Annotated in this window: 1 protein-coding gene; it reads right to left on the reverse strand. The window is 43.7% G+C overall.

What is annotated here, in order from left to right:
• On the reverse strand, nucleotides 1–419 hold a 419-nt coding region (locus AC23MC_RS16435; RefSeq protein ID WP_487569410.1), incomplete at both ends, for a transposase.

The raw sequence follows: 419 nt of genomic DNA on the forward strand, positions 1-419 counted from the left end.
TTAGGCATCCAAGCATTGATTTTGTTATCGTTTAAGTATTTTAAAGCTTCGCCACTGCTATAGCCTGCATCGGCTAATACTTCGCCTAGTTCCAGTTGGTTTTCTTCTAAATTTTCTTTGGTTAGTTCTACTATCTGTTCTAAACATTGGCTGTCGCGTTTGTCTGCAAAATCGGCACAAGCTCCAGTGATAACATGATGTTGGTCGTCTACAGCGAGTTGGCCAAAGTAATTGAGTTGGCGTGCCTTGCCGGGCTTTACACTTACTCTCGCATCTGGGTCGGTTGGACTGTAATGCGTGTGATTAGATAAATATTTGGGTCGGATTAAATTGCCGTTTTCGTCTTTTCTATCGCCTTGGGTGCTTCCTTTGGGCATGCCTTTATAGGCTTCTGTTTTCCAATCGTGGTGCTGGTCAAC

The sequence above is a fragment of the Flavobacterium sp. T50_26 genome (assembly GCF_057652995.1).